This window comes from Acidisphaera sp. S103 (assembly GCF_009765975.1).
In the GTDB taxonomy this organism is placed as follows: Bacteria; Pseudomonadota; Alphaproteobacteria; order Acetobacterales; family Acetobacteraceae; genus Rhodopila.
Window position 1 is genome coordinate 51,037 of the sequence record NZ_LMUJ01000092.1, and the last position, 16,774, is coordinate 67,810.

At 64.3% G+C, this 16,774-nt stretch carries 14 protein-coding genes; 4 read left to right on the plus strand and 10 right to left on the minus strand.

Annotated elements, in window-relative coordinates; genetic code table 11:
- Nucleotides 1–87 precede the first annotated feature (87 nt).
- The 5 genes from uvrC to GSQ89_RS29925 all read right to left on the minus strand — a co-directional run bounded on the left by uvrC (nt 88) and on the right by GSQ89_RS29925 (nt 5,800).
- Entirely contained in the window at nt 88–1,965 is a 1,878-nt protein-coding gene (uvrC, locus tag GSQ89_RS29905; RefSeq protein ID WP_158931766.1) for an excinuclease ABC subunit UvrC, read from the minus strand.
- A gap of 16 nt (nt 1,966–1,981) precedes the next feature.
- Entirely contained in the window at nt 1,982–3,172 is a 1,191-nt protein-coding gene (locus GSQ89_RS29910) for an alanine--glyoxylate aminotransferase family protein (protein WP_158931767.1), read from the minus strand.
- Nucleotides 3,173–3,507: 335 nt separating this feature from the next.
- Complete coding sequence (locus GSQ89_RS29915; protein ID WP_158931768.1) at nt 3,508–4,314, minus strand: DUF72 domain-containing protein; 807 nt, start codon at nt 4,312–4,314, stop codon at nt 3,508–3,510.
- Nucleotides 4,315–4,356: 42 nt separating this feature from the next.
- Nucleotides 4,357–5,412 (minus strand): alpha/beta fold hydrolase, encoded by a 1,056-nt coding sequence (locus GSQ89_RS29920; RefSeq protein WP_158931769.1) that lies wholly within the window; start codon nt 5,410–5,412, stop codon nt 4,357–4,359.
- A gap of 34 nt (nt 5,413–5,446) precedes the next feature.
- Nucleotides 5,447–5,800, minus strand: coding sequence for an ArsC family reductase (locus GSQ89_RS29925; RefSeq protein ID WP_158931770.1), 354 nt, complete (start codon nt 5,798–5,800; stop codon nt 5,447–5,449).
- 169 nt (nt 5,801–5,969) lie between these two features.
- Between GSQ89_RS29925 and GSQ89_RS29930 the strand changes: the two genes are divergently transcribed.
- The 3 genes from GSQ89_RS29930 (at nt 5,970) to GSQ89_RS29940 (ending at nt 10,197) form a co-directional block, all read left to right on the plus strand.
- Nucleotides 5,970–7,295: an ATP-dependent Clp protease proteolytic subunit gene (locus GSQ89_RS29930; RefSeq protein ID WP_158931771.1), complete on the plus strand. Its 1,326-nt coding sequence runs from the start codon at nt 5,970–5,972 to the stop codon at nt 7,293–7,295.
- Between the two features lie 374 nt (nt 7,296–7,669).
- Complete coding sequence (locus tag GSQ89_RS29935) at nt 7,670–8,371, plus strand: peptidoglycan-binding protein (RefSeq protein WP_254073444.1); 702 nt, start codon at nt 7,670–7,672, stop codon at nt 8,369–8,371.
- Between the two features lie 143 nt (nt 8,372–8,514).
- Nucleotides 8,515–10,197 (plus strand): hypothetical protein, encoded by a 1,683-nt coding sequence (locus GSQ89_RS29940; RefSeq protein ID WP_158931773.1) that lies wholly within the window; start codon nt 8,515–8,517, stop codon nt 10,195–10,197.
- Nucleotides 10,198–10,330: 133 nt separating this feature from the next.
- On the opposite strand, the gene GSQ89_RS29945 is transcribed toward GSQ89_RS29940, so the two are convergent.
- The 5 genes from GSQ89_RS29945 to GSQ89_RS29965 form a co-directional block, all read right to left on the minus strand.
- Entirely contained in the window at nt 10,331–10,834 is a 504-nt protein-coding gene (locus GSQ89_RS29945; protein ID WP_158931774.1) for an OsmC family protein, read from the minus strand.
- 11 nt (nt 10,835–10,845) lie between these two features.
- Nucleotides 10,846–11,640: an N-acyl homoserine lactonase family protein gene (locus GSQ89_RS29950; protein WP_158931775.1), complete on the minus strand. Its 795-nt coding sequence runs from the start codon at nt 11,638–11,640 to the stop codon at nt 10,846–10,848.
- Nucleotides 11,641–11,643: 3 nt separating this feature from the next.
- Nucleotides 11,644–12,672, minus strand: coding sequence for an LLM class flavin-dependent oxidoreductase (locus GSQ89_RS29955; protein ID WP_158931776.1), 1,029 nt, complete (start codon nt 12,670–12,672; stop codon nt 11,644–11,646).
- Nucleotides 12,673–12,843: 171 nt separating this feature from the next.
- Nucleotides 12,844–13,881, minus strand: coding sequence for an MBL fold metallo-hydrolase (locus tag GSQ89_RS29960; protein ID WP_158931777.1), 1,038 nt, complete (start codon nt 13,879–13,881; stop codon nt 12,844–12,846).
- Between the two features lie 260 nt (nt 13,882–14,141).
- Nucleotides 14,142–15,203: a citrate synthase gene (locus GSQ89_RS29965; protein ID WP_158931778.1), complete on the minus strand. Its 1,062-nt coding sequence runs from the start codon at nt 15,201–15,203 to the stop codon at nt 14,142–14,144.
- Between the two features lie 56 nt (nt 15,204–15,259).
- On the opposite strand from GSQ89_RS29965, the gene GSQ89_RS29970 reads away from it, so the two are divergent.
- Nucleotides 15,260–16,762, plus strand: a complete 1,503-nt coding sequence (locus GSQ89_RS29970) for a tetratricopeptide repeat protein (RefSeq protein ID WP_158931779.1) — start codon at nt 15,260–15,262, stop codon at nt 16,760–16,762.
- Nucleotides 16,763–16,774 lie beyond the last annotated feature (12 nt).

Below are 16,774 nucleotides of genomic sequence, written 5' to 3' on the forward strand. Positions count from 1 at the left end.
CTGCGCACGCCATGACGACGAGAGGCCGACACCCTGTGCTTGACGATTCGATTATTTCGCGTCGGCCGCTTAGTACCGGGCGTCGTCTCAACCCGTATTTTCCATCCGCACCCCTGGATGGAAATGCGCATACACCCGCCTTGCGGTTTCACGGCTGATGCCGGGTGTCGCCTCCAGGTCGGGCAAACCGGCCATTTTGACGCCCCTCGACGAACCGAAGTGGTTCAGCAAGGCGCGCTTCCGGTTCGGGCCGATGCCCTCGATTTCTTCCAATTCGCTTTGCAGCACCGCTTTCGACCGACCGGCGCGGTGGGTGGTGATGGCGAAACGATGTGCCTCGTCCCGCAGCCGTTGCAGGAAATACAACACCGGGTCCCGAGGCGGCAACTGAAACGCCTCCATCCCATCGGTGTGCAGCCATTCGCGGCCGGCGTCGCGATCGGGTCCCTTGGCGATCGCCACCACCTTGACATCCTGCACGCCCAGATCGGCCAGCACGTCGCGCACCGCTGAGAGTTGGCCGGCGCCGCCGTCGATCAGCAGCAGATCGGGCCAATCGGTTGTCGGGGCACCCTCGGCCTGCTCTTTCATCGCCCGGGAAAAGCGCCGCTGGAGCATTTCGCGCATCATGGCGAAGTCGTCGCCGGGCGTGATAGGACCGCGAATACTGTATTTGCGGTAGGCGGCTTTGATGAAGCCCTCGGGACCCGCGACGATCATCACGCCGTACGGGTTGGTGCCCATGATGTGGGAGTTGTCGTAAACCTCGATCCGTTGGGGCGTATTCTGAAGGTCGAAGAGGCGCGCGATGGCTTCCAGCAGCTTCGCCTGGCCGGCGGATTCGGCGAGTTTGCGTTCCAGGGCCTCACGCGCGTTGGTTTCGGCGTGCAGCACGACGGCGCGCTTTTCGCCACGCTGCGGCAGGGCGATTTCCACCCTACGGTTGGCTTTCAGGGACAGTGCCTCGGCGATCAGATCTTGTTCGGGCAAGTCATGATTGACCAGCAGCAGCGGAGGCGGTGGTTTGTCGTCGTAGAACTGCGCGATGAAGGCGCTGAGGACTTCCGGCGTCTCCTCGGCCTTGGTGTGGGTGGGATAGAAGGCGCGGTTGCCATTGTTGCGCCCACCCCGGACGAAAAACACCTGAACACAGGTCTGACCGCCGTCCTGCCATCCGGCGATGACATCGGCATCGGTCAGGCTGGCGGGGTTCACCACGCTGTTGCCCTGCACGAAGGTCAGCGCGCGCAACCGGTCCCGCACCGCGGCGGCGCGTTCGAATTCCAGGTCCTCGGCGGCCCGTTCCATCTCGGCGGCGAGTTCTTTTTGGATCGTGCCGGATTTGCCGGCGAGGAAGGCTTTCGCCTGGGCGACGAGTTTGCCGTAGTCCTCGGCCGCGATGCGTCCGACACAGGGGGCGGAGCAGCGTTTGATCTGGAACAGCAGGCATGGGCGGCTGCGGGTCGAGAAGACCGTGTCGGCGCAGGCTCGCAGCAGGAAGACCCGTTGCATGGCGGTGACGGTTTCATTCACCGCCCAGGCCGAGGCGAATGGTCCCCAATAGCTGTTTTTACGGTCTTGGGCGCCCCGGTGCTTGGAGATCCTCGGATAGGCATGGTCCTCAGCGAGCATCAGCCAGGGGTATGATTTGTCGTCGCGCAGAACGATGTTGTAGCGCGGTTTCAGGCGCTTGATGAGGTTGGCTTCGAACAGAAGCGCCTCGGCTTCGGTGTGGGTCGTGACGATTTCCATCGTCGCGGTGTCGGTGACCATGCGGCGCAGTCGTTCCGACAGCCGGCCGATCTGGGTGTAGGAGGTCACGCGCCTGTTCAGGCTGCGTGCCTTGCCGACATAGAGCGTGTCGCCCTTGGCATCCATCATGCGGTAGACACCGGGGCCGCCCGGCATGGTTGCCAGGGCGGCGGTAATCGCGGCTACACCGGTGTTGGTTGTCGTGGTGCCCATCGTGCCTTGAGGCTTCCTATTCCCCCGCGAGAAAAGCCATGGCCGCTTCCACCCCGCCTCGGCCATGCGGGATGCCGTCGATGCGCAGCGCCATCTCGATCGCGGTCAGGGCACCCAGCAGCATGGGTTCGTTGAGGTCGCCCAGATGGCCGATGCGGAAGATCTTGCCACCGAGCTTGCCGAGACCTCCGCCCAGGGAGACGTTGAAGCGTTCGCGGACAGTCTTGCGCAGGGCGTCGCCGTTGAAGCCTTCCGGCATCAGGATCGCAGTGACCGAATCGGAGTAGCGGTCAGGTGTCAGGCAGAACAGTTGCGGGCCGTTGTTGCCGGCCCAGACCTTGACGGCGCGGCGGGTGGCCTCGGCCAGGCGGCTGTGGCGGGCGGTGACGTTGTCGATCCCTTCTTCATCGAGCAGCCGGACTGATTCGCGCAGGCCGTAGAAGATGTTTACCGGGATGGTGCCGATGAAGCTCTTCTGGGCGCGCTTCTCCATCATGGTCCAGTCGAAATAGAAGCGGTGCAGCTTCGCCTGTCGGTGCGCGGCCAGGGCCTTGTCGGAGACACCGGTGAAGCTCATGCCCGTGGGCAGCATCAGCCCCTTCTGGCTGCCGCCGACAACGCAGTCGATCTTCCAGTCGTCCATGCGGAATTCCAGCGAGCCCAGCGAGGAGATGGTGTCCACCAGGAACAGCGCGGGGTGACTGGCGGCGTCGATCGCGTCGCGGATCGCCGGCAAGGGCAGCATCATGCCGGTTGCGGTTTCGTTATGGACGACGCAGACCGCCTTGATGGCGTGTTCGGTGTCGGTGGCCAGCGCCTTGCCGACGTCAGCAATATCGACGCCCCGGCGCCAGTCGGCTTCGATCAGCCGGACTTCCAGCCCGTGACTGCGCGCCATGGCGGCCCATTCGTCGGAGAAGTAGCCGGACTCCAGCACCAGGATCGTGTCACCGGGCGACAACAGGTTGGTCAGGCTGGCTTCCCAGGCGCCGTGGCCGGAGGCGTTGTACATGAACACATGCTGGTTGGTGCGCAGGACACGCTTTACCCCGGCGAAGGCCGCCTCGTAGACCTCCACGAACTCCGGATCGTTGAAATCGATGCTGCCGCGGTCCATCGCCCGCAGGACGCTGTCGGGGATGTTGGTCGGGCCGGGGTTGGCGAAGAAGTGGCGGCCCCGCGGCTTGGGTGTCGAAGACGTGGGCATGAGACGATTCCTGTTCGCTGCTGGTCGGGTGGCTTATAATGCAAACCGCGCCGTTGTGACCCCCGCTTGTAAGACCGATTTCGGAGCGTATTGGGCATTGCCACACAGACCGCTTTGGTAGTCGGCGCGGCCCGGGGCTGGTACGGGAATGCCTCGGCCGCGACTCGCGTGTCATCGGGACGGCCCGTTCGGCACAGCACGACCTGGCGGATGAACATCATCGAAAGGTGGCGATCGAAATCGTCGATATCAACCAGCCCGGCCGCGTGATGGCCTTGCGCGAACGGCTGGCGGGCCGGCGCTTCTGGTGATGGCGTCGTATGCGGCTGGTACGGCTATTTGACCCGCTCGATCATCGCCATGGCGGCCGCCGGGTTGCGCACTTTGTGGCCGCTGATGACGTAGAGGTAGACGTCCCGGCCGGTGGCGGCGTTTTGCCGCGGGGCGACGGTTTCGATGCCGTCTGGTGGCTGGCCCGAGGCCCAAAGGCGGGCGCATTGTGCCCATTTATCCAGCGCATCGTCGGCGTAGCCGGCTGGTTCGGCCTCGCTGGTTCCCATAATGCGGGCATAAACGAACGGCGCCGTGGGGTCGGCAATCTGGGGGTAATCGGAATCCCCGGCCACCACGATCGCGGCGCCATGCTCGCGGGCCAGCGCCACGAAATCCGGGGTGCGGAAGCTGTCGTGGCGCACCTCGACGGCGTGGCGAATGGGGGTTCCCTCGACGGTTTTTGGCAGCAGTCCCAGGAAGGCGTGGAAATCGTCGGGGTCGAATTTCTTGGTCGCCATGAACTGCCAGTTGATCGGGCCAAGTTTATTGCGGAGCTCCATGACGCCTCCGGTGAAGAAGCGTTCGATCGACTGTTCCGCCTCGGCAAGAACGCGCCGGTTGGTGGCAAACCGGGGCGCTTTCAGCGAGAACACGAAGTCATCCGGCGTCTCGTCGCGCCACTTGGCGAAGGTCTCCGGCTTTTGCGAGCCGTAATAGGTACCGTTGACCTCGATGGAGGTCAGCTTGCGGCTGGCGTATTCCAATTCGCGCTTTTGCGGCAGGCCGTCGGGGTAGAACGGGCCACGCCAGGGTTCATAGGTCCATCCGCCAATACCGATCCGGATGACAGGTTTCGGCTGTTGCGGCATGGCAGGGGTCTCCGTGGCGGTTTCGGGGTGGAGGGACGATACCTACTGGATCGAGCGGTCGGCCGGGAGGGCTGCTCGCCACACCGCGGGCAATTTCGTGGACAGGAAGCGGGCGAGCGCGGCGTTGACGGCGACGGGGTTTTCCTGGGCCATCCAATGTCCTGATTGGACAACGACCTCGGTCAGATCGGCGCAATGCAGGCGCATCGGTTCGGCGAGGCGGGAGTCGATGGTCTCGCAGGTGTAATCATACGCGCCGTGCAGGAACAGCACGGGCATCACCAGCCGGCCATGATCGAGCGACTCCCCGGCATAAGCGATATTACTGGCGTGGTTCATGTACCAGGAACCCGGGCCGAAGAATCCATTACGCTCCAGCGACTCGGTGTAGCGGCTGTGATCGGCCTGGGTCAGCACAGCGGAATCCCTCGGGATCGCGGGCGCTCGGCCGGCGCCGCCGAACCAGCCGCCGTCGCGGCGGACCACGGCGGAGCGGGCCGGCTGCCCCTTCCCGGCGGGATTGCCCTTGCGGAATATGGCGCTGACCGTATCGGCCATGCTGGCTTCGAAGGCCAAGCAGGCTTTGTCAAAGTTCTCCTCGTAGAACAACTGGTATTCCCATTGGCCGGCGGGAAATTCCGCCTCCGGATAGACCGACCGGTCGATCAGGCCGACCACGTTGGCGGGCGCGAACCCGGCGGGCAGGTACGGGATGCACAGGTTCGCAACGCCGAAGCAACGATCTGGATGATGGCTGGCGAGGCTCCAGACCACCGGGCTGCCCCAATCGTGACCGACCCAGACCGCTTTGCGATGGCCGAGTGCATCCAGCAATCCCAGCATGTCGGCGACGCTGTGCCGCAGCGTATAATCTTCGTGCCTTGGGTAGACGCCGGAGCGGCCGTAGCCGCGCATGTCGGGCGCGATGCAGCGGAAACCCAACGCGGCGAAAACCGGCAGTTGGTGCCGCCAACTGATCGACAGTTCCGGCCAGCCATGGACAAAAATCAGCGGCGTCGCCTCGGCGGCACCGCAACTGAGATAGAACGTCGTGTGGCGATCAGTGCGCAACACGTGTTCGGTGACCGGGAACAGCATGACCAGTCCTTCTTGTCGCGTTGTGGCGAGCGTGTCAGCGGAACGTGGCGGCGTAGACCTCCGGCTTGAAGCCGACGATCAGCGCACCGCCCACGTCCAGTACGGGACGTTTGATCATCGACGGCTGCGCGAGCATCAGCGTAATGGCTTTCGCCTCGTCCAGGCCCGTCTTATCCGCGTCCGGCAGTTTGCGAAATGTCGTGCCACTTCGGTTGAGCAGCGTCTCCCACCCCGCCGCGTGCGCCCATGCCGTCAGCATGTCGCGTCCGACCCCCTGGGTCTTGTAGTCGTGGAACGCATAGCCGACGTCGTGCGCCTCGAGCCACGTCCGCGCCTTCTTCATCGTGTCACAGGCCTTGATGCCATAGATCGTCACCGGTTCCGCCATCCCCGCACTCCCTGTTCCGCGCGACCGCGATTGGAATCCGGACGGCTTGCGCGACCGAAGTATCCGCCCTCGCGAGCCGCCTTTTTTCTATTCGACCATCTCTGGCAACCCGACGCCAGAGAGGGTATCGTTCGGCAAATACAACGCAGATGCCCGATGGAGTTGTTGGATGCGGTCGAGCCTCGCGGCGGGGTTGATTTTCCTGGGCATCCTGGCGGCGCCAGCGCGGCCGGTGCACGCCATGCAGTTCGAGCCAACCCAGGTGTCGTCGACCGAACTGGTCATGGACGGTCGCGGCCCGATCGTGCCAGGCGATACCGATCGGCTGACGCGGGCGCTGGCGGGCTTGCCGCGGATCGGGGGGACGCTGCTGGCCCTGGCATTGGATAGCGCCGGCGGCAACGTGGCGGAGGCCAAGCAGATGGTCGATGTGATCCGCGCCCACCAGTTGCCGGTGGTGGTCCCAAGCAACGGCCAATGCGCCTCGGCCTGCTTTCTGTTGTTCGCGGCCTCGCCACGCCGTTTCGCCGCGACCGACGCGCTGGTCGGCGTTCACAGCGCCAACCAAGATGGCGCTGAAACGAACACCTCACTGGCGGTCACCACGCTGATGGCACGCGATGCGGCGGATCTGGGCGTACCGGCGTCGATCATCGGCAAGATGGTGGAGACGACGCCGGGGCGGGTCGCCTGGCTCGACCCGCACGATCTGTCACTCATGCGGGTGACGGTTTACAATGGCGACGCGCTGGGCGCACTGCGCCAGCCGGATCCCGCCCAGGTTCGGCGCGACATGCCCGCATCGACGGCCTTTTCGTCCTCGCCGCTGCCGGCCGCTCGGGCCGGTTCGTCGTCAGGCGTGACGGCGGGTCGGGACGACCACCGAGCCTGGGACGCGTGGCTGGGTGGACTGCAGGGCGCATACCGGGACGGCGCCGTCTTTGCCCAGACCCAGATGTACGAAACGCGACCGGGTCTTTGCTACGGGCCCAACAATCTTAACAGGGGAGATTTCACCCTCGGCTGCGATGTCGCACGGCAGCGGCTGGCACCCGTGGTTGCGAAGCTGCGGGCGAGTGCGGATTACGCAACGGGGTGGAACGCCCCGGTTGCACCGATCAGCACGCGCGAAATCGTGGAACAGGAGTATCGAGGCGTATATTTCTGCGCGCGACAGGTGATGCGTCTGACGTTGAAGATGTTCCAGGCATCGGACGAAACCCATCGCCGCGGGCTTTTTACCTTCGGCCCCAACGACAATAGCCGGAATGTACCCCAGGGTTCGTTTATGGTCGAAGGATCTATCGGTATGGATGGCGGACAAATGACACTGACGCCCCTAAAATGGGTATTGCAACCACCGGGCTATTCGTGGTTTGGTCTTATTGGTGGATCAGAGGATGGCGGCAAGACGTTCAGTGGACGTTTGACTGATAGTGGCACGTGCACCCGCTTTACGCTCGCGCGGATACCGGCCTCCACCGCGTTCAGATGAATATCCAGCGTTAAACTCAGTATTTGGCCGACATATACCGAATGGCAATGAAATATGATGATTGCGATATTTTAGCGTGTTACATCCTATTTCGGCCCTAGTATGGCTTTCTCTATTGCGTTGAAAATGCATGTTCCGCAGCGTTGACGAACGCATCCGCCGTAGAATATCGCATGGATATCCGTGTGAACCGATGCCGCACCACTTGCATCGTTCCACTTAAGCGGTTACAGTTTGTTAACTGCGTGGTCCTTGGGGAGTGTTGTATAATGTTCGTCCGTTGTGTTGCCGTAAGGCGTCTTACTTTCTCAGTCGCTACGGCCGCACTACTGGTGGGTTGCGCGTCGACCCCATTGGGGCCGACAGTGCAGGTGATGCCCGGTCCGGGCAAGACTTTGGATGCGTTTCAGGCTGATAACGGCAGTTGCAAGGCCTTCGCGGCGGATCAAGTCAAAGGCCAGGCCGATGCGGCGAACCAGCGCGCACTGGGCACCGCACTGCTGACGACAGCATTGGGCGCGGCCACCGGCGCGGCTGGTGGCAGTCTCGATGGCGACGCCGGCGGCGGGGCGGCGGTCGGCGGCGCGGTCGGTGCCGGTGCCGGTTCGGCGATTGGTGCCATGAACAATTCCGCCGACCAGCAGGGCATCCAGGCACAATACGATAATGCGTTCTCGCAGTGCATGTATGCCAAGGGTGAGCAGGTGCCGGGCTTTGCACCGGTCCAGACCGCGTATGTGCCGTCGGCGAAGGCGGCGGCGGATCCGCTGGTCCGCGCGACTCAGTCCGAGCTCATTCGCCTTGGCTACATGCAGGGGGTGGCGGACGGATATACCGGCCCCAAGACCCGCAGGGCGATTTCCAGCTACGAGCAAGCCAATGGCCTGCCGGCTGATGGTAATTCATCGGCCCGTCTGCTGGCCAAGCTGCAAAGCACGCCAACACATGCGGCGGCAACGGCGACGGCCTCGGCACCCAGTGCATGGGTAGCGCCAACCGGCACAGCAAGCGCAACCCCGGCATCAGCGTCCGCGCCGGCTGCATCAAGCTGGGTGGCACCGACGAAATCGCCCTAACAGCCAGATCGCCGATCCAGGGGGAACCTCCGATGCCGAATAAAGACGTGACCAGGCGGTGGCGGAGGGTCCTCTTTGCGACTGGTGCCGTTGCAACATGCGGTTTGCTGTGCGTCGGCGGGTTGCGCGCGCAAGGATTGGACATGGACGCCGGCACGAGTGCGAAGCCACCGGCCGCGCACCAATCGGGCGGACTTGACATGGACGTCAACCCGGATGCGCCGATCCCGCCAAAGCCCGCTGTCCAGGCGGTGACCGGGGGTAACGTGCAGGACGGCATCGCGCCGTTATCCGGAAAGCCCACTGCGGATACACCTCTCGGGCCGACGGGTGGGCCGGTGGAGACCCCGGCCGCGCCGGCGACCATCGTGGAACAACCGGCCACGGCGCCAGCGGCAGAGCCTGAGCCGGTCACCCTGGATCATCCCAAGGTCATTGATACCGCTAAGTTACAAGCGGGCGAAACCACCGTCAGCCTGTACGGCATCGAGGGAATGACGGGGGCATCGGCGGAAGGCTTGCAGGGCTTCCTCGCTTCCGGCGACGGTCACGTGACCTGCCAGGCACAAGCCAGTTCGGGTTTCGTCTGCCTGACGGCGGACGGAACCAACGTGGCCCAGGTCGCGCTGGTTAACGGCGCGGCGAAAACCACTCCGGACGCCCCCGATTCCTATCGCCAGCAAGAGGCTGCCGCCGAAGACGCCCGCCGTGGCATCTGGGCCAATTTGCCGCCGCCGCCGGCAACCGTGAAGCATCCGGCTGTCCAGGACACGTCGACGCTGGTCGCTGATGGCAAAACTTATATCCTGGACGGCGTGATCGGCTTCGATGCCCCCTACACGACCCAGCTTCAAGGCTACATCGCCGGGAACGGCGACAGCGTGACGTGCTCACCGCAGAATGACGCCGGTCATTACATCTGCCTTATGCCCGACGGGACGGATGTGGCGAAAGTCGCGCTGGTCAACGGGGCCGCCCGGGTCGACCGGGAGGCGCCCGACGCATATCGCGTGCAGCAATTGGACGCCTTGAACAACCGCCGCGGCTACTGGGCAACCGCGTCGGAAGCCGTGATGACGGAAGCTCTGCTGCCGCCGGAACCGGACGTTCAGTACACCCTTGTTGCGGGCGATGATGGCACCGACGGCATCACCTATGTCGGCGGCGCTCCGGTCGCGCTTATCGATGGGGAATCGGTGTTCCTGGTTTACGGCGACGATGATTTGGGATGGGGCTACTACGACCACTACCACCATTGGCGCGACGCGCCGGACCGTTACCGCCACCACATGGAACACTTCCATCCGGGCGGTCATGGATTGCGTGGCCATGATGCGTTCCATCATGACGCCGCGATGCGTGGCCGCGAGGATGCGATGCGCCGCGATGCGGGGATGCGAGGCCGGGAAGAAGCCGGGATGCGCGGTCGGGAAGAAGCTGGCATGCGTGGCCGGGAAGAGGCCGGCATGCGTGGCCGGGAAGAAGCTGGCATGCGTGGCCGGGAAGAGGCCGGCATGCGCGGCCGGGAAGAGGCCGGCATGCGTGGCCGGGAGGAAGCGGGGCGTGTTGGTGGTGCCCGTCCCGGCATGGCGGGACCGATGGGACGACCCGGCATGGGCGGACCAGGCGCACGTCCCGGTGGCATGGCGATGGCGGGGGGACGTCCCATGGGCGGCGCACCCGGCGGGTTCATGCGTCCAGGCGCGGGGGCATCCGCGGGCGGGTTCCATCCCGGCGGCATGGGCGGCGGGATGCATGCGGCGCCCGCGATGCATGCGTCGGCGCCGCGTGGTGGTGGTGGCGGCGGTGGCGGGAAGCACAGGTAGCCCGTTGTCCGTGAGCGGCGCGACGTAACATCGCATGGGTATGCCGGCGGCTCGGGTCGGTGATCTGACCTACTGCAACGGCCCCCGGACATGATCGTTCAAGGATCGCCGACCGCGCTTCCAGGGCAGGACGCTAGGCGACCTCCATCGCGATCTTCGGTGGCGTCTTCAGCGTTTGCAGGATGACGCAATAGCGCTCGGTTGTCTGGATCATTCGTTCCAGTTTCGCACGATCGGCGTCGCAATCGACCTCGAACCGCACGGTGATCTCGGTGAGTCCGACGGGTGCCGCCCGATCAACTCCCAAGGTGCCGCGCGCGTCCCAGATGCCCTCGGCGATAACCTTGCCGCTGCGAATGGTGACGCCCATGGCGGTGGCGACGGCGCGCAACGTAACGCCGGCGCAACCGACCAAAGCCTCCAGCAGCATGTCGGCGGAGCAGGCGAGTTCGCCCGATCCGCCGCCGGCTTTGTGCAAACCGGCCGTGACCTTGCCGTGCCAGGCGTCCACGACGATGGCGATATCGTTGGGGTCGAGGCTGCCTTCAGCCCGAGCGGGGATGCGGGCGGCGTCGGGGGTGTCGCGGTAGAGCTGTTTCAGCGGGGCCTGGGTGGCGCGGAGTTCGTCGGCGTTCATAGGTTGGCCTTTCATTGCGCAGGGGATACGTCCAGGCGGACGGCGATGCCCTGAAGCTCGGGTGACGGCGCCGGATAGCGTTGCATCACCAGCGGATCGTGTCCGGGCACGATCAGGTCCGGAGAGGCAGCGTGCGCGCGCAGCGTATCGAACGCGTCCAACATTTCGCCGACATGGAAGGCGGTGGTGAACGGGCGATAGGAGTCCATGTTTTCGTAGAAGTGGGTGACGTCGGAGGCCAGGACGACGACGCCTCGTTTGGTGTTGACCTTGACGAATTGAAGGCCGACGGAATGGCCGCCTGTCGGCACGATGCTAATCCCCGGCACCACGTCGGCGGGGCCGTTGTGATACCTGACACGGCCGTCGAAGTTCAGCCGCACGATGCCGCAGACGTCGTCAGGCTCGAAGCTTTTCGCCAGTTGCTTATGGCGCATGTAATGGCCGGTTGCGTAATGGATTTCCGGTTCTTGCAGATGAAACTGTGCCTTGGGGAATTTATGGAAGTTGCCAACATGGTCGTAGTGCATGTGGGTCAGGATCACGTCTTCGACCGTTGCCGGATCGACATCCAGCAGGGTTAGGGAGTCGATCGGATCACGTTCCAACGTACGGCCGCGCTTGCCGCCGCTTTCGGCGGTGAAGCCGATGTCGATGACTACGGCGCGATCCTTGTTGCGCGCGAGCCAGACGAAGTAGTCCATCGGCATGGGGCCGTCGTGCGGGTCACCACCGATGAAGTGTTCATGCCGCTGGGCCTTGCGCGTCGCGTAACGAATGGCGAAAAGTTCGTATTCGGCGGTCATGGTTCAGACAATCTCCTGATGGGCCGTGATGTCCGGCATCACATGCCGGGTAAACAGATCGATCGAGTTGAGGGCTTCATCGCCCGTGATGTCGCCGAAAGCGAAACGGCACAGCAGGTAGTTCAGACCGGCGTCATCTACCGTCTGTTGCAGGAAATCCCGCACCTTGTCGGGTGTGCCGGCGATGGCTCGTCCCTGTGCCTCGGCATCCTCGAACCGTTCCGGGAAGATGGCGTGCGCGACCGGCATCATGTCGTGCGCGATCCAGAGTTTCAGGAAACTGGCTCGCCATTTGTCGTAGCCGCGGCGAGCGATTTCCAGCGCTTCCTTTTCGGTTTGCGCGACCACCACGTGGCGACCCACGCCCATCAGCGGCAGGTCGGCGGGATCGTTGCCAAGCGAATCCCACTCGGACCGGTAACGATCGGTCAGTTTGCGCATACCGGCACCCGGCAGGTTGCCGACGATGTTGACGCGGTTGGCTGCCGCCCAGGGCACTGCCTCGATGCGGCCCAGGCCGTACCACAGCGGCGGATGCGGCGCCTGGAACGGCGTCATCTCCATCGGCACGTCGCGATATTGGTAGTATTTGCCTTCGAAGTTCAGCACCGGGTTGGTCATGCCGCGCAGGAGCACTTCCAGCGCCTCGGCGTACATCGCCGGGGTCTGATCAGGGTCCAGGCCGTAGTAGCGCAGTTCAATGGGGGAGATGCCGCGTCCGACACCCAGCAGCAGCCGTCCACCGCTGATCTGGTCCAGCATGCAGATCTCTTCCAGCAACTTGATCGGGTGATACAGCGGCAGAAGATACACCAGCGGACCGAAACGCAAATGCTTCGTCCGCTGTGCAACCGCCGCCAGCCACACACCGGGGGATGGCGCGACACCCAGCGGCGTGGCGTGGTGTTCGGCCACGTGATAGCCGTAGAAACCGGCTCGGTCGTAAGCCTCGGCCAGTTTCAGCCGTTCCTCGTAGAAGCGGTCCAAGGTCGAAAGACCGCGATCCATGTGGTCGAAAACGCCGAGTTTCATGATTTTTGCTCCGCCGGCGGCCCGAGACGAGTCATCCCTGCAATACCGCATGAGTCGTACTCGCGGGTCCGATGGTTGTCCAGTTCGGCACCTGTTCGACGGGGATGGCATTGCGCACGCCGAACGGTGGCGGCGTATTCCGCGTTCAGTTTCGACCGCGAAAAAGGCCAGTCAGTGCGTCAGCGGGCCGCCGGCTTTCTTCCAGGCGTCGATCCCGCCGTGGATATGGCAGGCGGTTTCCAGGCCGGCGTCATGCGCCGCGCGTACCGCCATGGCGGAGCGTTCGCCGAACGCGCAATAGAACAGCAGCCGGCGATCGGTCGCGGATGCGAGTTCGAACAAGATACCGCCCGGCTGGATATTTTCCTCCAGGTCGGAATACGGCGCATGCAGCGCGCCTGGGATCGATCCGTGCTTCTGCCGTTCGGATTTTTCCCGCAGATCGACCAGCACCGTGTCCTTGCAGCCCACGACCGTCTGCGCTCGGGTGGCATCGATCGACCAGCCGAGGCGGGCGATTTCCGCCTGCGCCAGACCCTGGCGCATATTGGCCGGGACCGCGACATCCATCATTTTGGGATTGGACAGGTTCAGCCCGTTCATCAGCGCGGCGTATTCATCGACGCAACTGACCTGAAGCCGGGGATTGCAACGTTTCTCCTCCCCGATGGTGCTGACCGTGTCGCCTTTGTAGTCGTGCGCGGGAAACACCATCGTGTCGTCCGGCAGCCGGAGCAGCCGGTTGAAGATCGAGTCGTACTGCGCCTTGGGACAGCCGTTCTGGAAGTCCGTGCGGCCGGTGCCGCGGATCAGCAGCGTGTCACCGGTGAACACACGGTCGTGCATGCGGAAGCTGTAGGAATCGTCGGTGTGGCCGGGGGTGTAAATTGCCTCCAGCTCGATGCCCTCGATGCGGAGGGTGTCACCGTCGGTGACGCGCATGGACACGACGTCGACGCTGGATTGTTCGCCCATGACGGTGATGCAGCGGGTGCTGTCGCGCAGTGCGCCGAGGCCGGTGATGTGATCGGCGTGCAGATGAGTATCGACGGCCTTGACCAGACGCAGGTCCAGTTCCCGCATCAGCGACAGATAGCGGTCAACCTTCTCCAGCACCGGGTCGACGATCAGCGCCTCACCACCGCGGCGGGATGCGAGGAGGTAGGTGTATGTGCCCGACGTCGCGTCGAATAGCTGGCGGAAGATCATGAACAACCTCCGTATTGGCTGATATGAAGGTTATTATACCATGTATATGGTGATATAGGCGATAAACTTCTCACCCTTACGGCGGATAGAGTGGCGGGCGAGACCGCAAGGCGTGGATGGCAGGCCTGCGCCTGCCATGACGGGTGGGGTTGGCCGGTCGGTAAGCCTCTGTGAGGACCGAAGGACGGGGATGGGGGCTACGCCTGCCATGACGGGTCTGGTTGGACAGTGGTGAGCCGACGCCTGCCTTAACGGGTGCGCTAGCCGATCGGTGGGCCGACATAGGCGGAGGTTGGGCGGATCATGCGGCCTGTCTTCTGCTGTTCCATTGCGTGGGCTAACCAGCCGGCGCCTCGGCTGACGGCGAAGACCAGGGTGGAGGCCTCGCGGGGGATGCCGACCGCGTCCAGCAGCAATGCGGCCATAATTTCGACGTTCGGCGGCAGCGTCCGGCCTGGTTTCACCCGGTCGATGGCGACCGAGACGGCCTTTTCCAGGCGCTCGGCGAAGGCAAGGCGGCCGGCGTTCGGTCCCATCGCCTGCATCGACCGGCGCATGGCCTCGGCACGGGGATCGTTGCCGTGGAATACGCGATGGCCGAAGCCCATCAGCCGCTCGCCGGACCGCAGCCGGGTTTCCAGCCATGCCTCCAGGTCGGTCTGCGCTTCGGCGGCATCCAGCATATCCAGCGTCGGACCTGGCGCGCCGCCGTGTAGGGCGCCAGTGAACGCGCACCACGCCGCCAAGACCGATGCCGCCAGCGAGGCTCGCGTCGACGCGACAACCCGAGCGGTGAAGGAGGAGGCACTGAGGCCACTCTCCACCATGACGGTAAAGTACGTGTCCAGCGCGGCGATGTTGGCGGGATCGGGCGGCGCGCCGCGCAGCATGCGCAACAGGTCTCCAGCGGCCGAAAATGCCGGGTCGGGGGCGACTGGCGCCAGTCCGGAGGCCTGTCGCACCAGCGCGGGAACCGCGACGGTCAGGGCACCGACCAGGGATATGGCGTCGGCGCTGTCCGGCTGGGATGCGAGCGCGATGCGTACGCCCTCGAACAGGGGGCGGCCGGCGGTTTGCGGCAGCCAGGCCGGCAGGGCTTCATACGCGACGCGGCGGGACTGGCCGAACGCATCAGCGATGTTGATTCGGGTCAGATTCTCGCCCGCGAAACCGTCCCACAGCAGCGCGACGGTGCCCTCGAAGCCGTGGCGCGCCACCAGTGTCGGCAGATCATGGCCACGCACCCAGACCATGCCATTGGTTCGGTCGGTGTGGCTGAGGATGGTTTCCGCCGCGACGACTCCGTCCAGTCCGGTTGCCATACGATATTCTCCTGTTGTTCAGCGATCGTTAACCATTGTGGCGGCAGGATCGCTGCATGCACACCCTTGTGGACCACGCGCTGGCCCAACCACCCGTCACGACCGGGGCCGATGACGAGCACGCCCTGTATATGCGGGGATTGCTGGCGTTGCGGAAAGGTGACGCCGAGGAGGCGGCGTCGCTGCTGACCCGAGCGCTTCGGCGGCAGCCGACACATCGGGGGATGCGGCGGAACTTGGTGCGCGCGTTGCTGGCGGCGGAACACTATGACCAGGTGTTGCATCAGGCGAATGCAGCGCTGGCGGGAACACCTGATGATGGTGAGTTGCACTTTGCTCGGGCGACGGCGCTGAATGCGCTCGGGCAGCATACGAAGGCGTGTGCGGCGTTCGCCCGAGCGTTGTCGTTACGGCCGGATCATGCGGCATCGTGGTTGAACATGGGGAATGCGTCGGCCGATCTGGACGATCTGGTATCGGCGGAGACACTGTGCCGGACTGCCATCCGGCTGGATCCGCATCTGCCGGAAGCGCATGCCAGCCTGGGCCATATCCTGACTTTGCGTGGTCGCCTTCCCGAGGCAATCGAAGCGTGTGAGGCGGCGATCAGCCTGCGTCCGGATTTCGCCCAAGCGCATTGGAACCTGGCGATCGCGGCGCTGTTGAGCGGCGACCTGCCACGTGGTTTCGGGGAATATGAGTGGCGCAAGCGGCATGCGCGATATCGGGCGGATTTTCCAGATCTTCCGGGCCAGCGATGGGATGGCGGAGATGCCTGCGGCCGGACGATCCTGGTGCGTTCGGAACAGGGGTTGGGCGACGTGATACAGTTCGCGCGCTATCTGCCGCTGATCCACGAGGCGGGCGGTACTCCCGTGCTGGCCTGCGCCCCGTCATTGGTGCCGCTGATGCGGTCGATCCCAGGGGTTCGCGCTGTTGCCTCATCGGACCGCTTGCCGGCGTATGATGCGTGGGTCGATCAAATCAGCCTGCCGGGGGTGTACGGCACGACGCTGGACAGCATTTCTGGTACGGAACGCTATCTGTTCGCTGATCCGATCCTCGTCCGCATCTGGCATGCCCGATTACCGGCTGGACGCAGGGTGGGGATCGCGCTCGCGGGGAATCCGAAGCATCCAGCCGATCGGCGGCGATCGGTGCCAGCGGATTTCAGCGTGGCACTGCCCGATATTCCCGGCCTCAGCTTCGTCAATCTCCAACACGGCGAGTCCGTCGGAAGGCTCGGCCTGCCCGACCTGACCCCTTGGATGACGGATTATGCGGAAACCGCAGCGTTGATCGATTGCCTCGATCTTGTCGTCACCGTGGATACGTCCGTTGCCCATCTCGCGGGGGCGCTGGGCAAGCCGGCTTGGGTTTTGCTGCCGCACGCTCCGGATTGGCGTTGGATGGTGGAGCGATCCGACAGCCCCTGGTATCGATCGATTCGGCTGCTTCGCCAACCATCCCCGGGTGACTGGAGCAGCGTGCTGACCCGGGTGATGGCGGAATTAGGCGATCGTTATGCCGGTGGTAGCACGGGAATTCCACCGGCGTGACCTTGCGAACCG